At 35.2% G+C, this 551-nt stretch carries 1 protein-coding gene; it reads right to left on the bottom strand.

Features of this window, described 5'->3' with window-relative positions; translation table 11 throughout:
• Positions 1 to 551, bottom strand: a 551-nt coding sequence (locus tag IUY40_RS19250; RefSeq protein ID WP_195738463.1) for a hypothetical protein, incomplete at both ends; no start/stop codon positions are given.

Genomic DNA, 551 nt, shown 5'->3' with positions numbered 1-551 from the left:
ACTATATAAGGTGCTACTCCATATATGTAACTTCCTTTTACTATAGATCCAAATTCTAATTTATTAACCAGCAATCCTGTATTGCGAGCCTGGTTACCGTAATACTCATAGTATTCTAACAACGATTTCTCTAAGTTATTAAAACGCGTATTTCCTCGTATATCCTTGCGGTAATGCTTAACCACTTCAATCCCTCTGGAAATTGATCCGTCTCGTTTTAATAAATCCAAATACAGGCACACATCGTTGGATGTAAACCCTCGATTCTGCTCATTAAACAAGGTGTTATATAGTTCCAGACTCTTAGCGTACTCATTCACATCATTATAAACTCTGGCTAACAAAAGCGCTGATTCTCCTGCTTCATATTTTGAAGAGGATCTACTAACGATAGAATGATTAAGGATTTTTATGGCACGTTCATAATTTTTTAATTCGAAAGCTTTTGCAGCTCTTTTATACGACGATCCTAATTTGCCCGGAGGAACACTTTCAAAAACTGTATTTGTCTTTATATCAGACGAAAAAGTCAATTGAGTAAAAGCGAATAA

The sequence above is a fragment of the Flavobacterium sp. ALJ2 genome (assembly GCF_015594725.1).
In the GTDB taxonomy this organism is placed as follows: Bacteria; Bacteroidota; Bacteroidia; order Flavobacteriales; family Flavobacteriaceae; genus Flavobacterium.
The sequence above is the reverse complement of the archived record's forward strand: the minus strand, read 5'-3'. Positions and strand labels throughout refer to the sequence as shown.